At 71.2% G+C, this 281-nt stretch carries 1 protein-coding gene; it reads left to right on the forward strand.

Translation table 11 applies throughout. The features are described 5' to 3' along the window. The coding region (locus tag MD536_RS21660) for an MnhB domain-containing protein (RefSeq protein WP_239603860.1) at nt 1–281 on the forward strand (281 nt) is incomplete at both ends.

Genomic DNA, 281 nt, shown 5'->3' on the forward strand with positions numbered 1-281 from the left:
ATGCTGGGGCGAGCGTCCCGACCTCAGGCTCCAGCTGGCCGACGACAGCGTGCTGCCGTTCTTCGCCCGCGTGCTGCCGCCGCTGGGCGTGCTGCTGGGCATCCACCTCATGTGGACTGGCGCCGACGCGCCCGGTGGCGCATTCCAGGGCGGCACCGTGCTGGCCGCGATGTGGCTGATTGTCATGCTGGCGGGCTTGCGCGAGGCGCCGGCCAGCAACGCGCTCTGGATGCGCATCGGCCTGGTCTCGGGCCCGATGGTGTTCCTCGCCGTGGGTCTTA

Origin of the sequence: Flavihumibacter cheonanensis, from assembly GCF_022352215.1 — a bacterium.
Classification (GTDB): Bacteria; Bacteroidota; Bacteroidia; order Chitinophagales; family Chitinophagaceae; genus Flavihumibacter; species Flavihumibacter cheonanensis.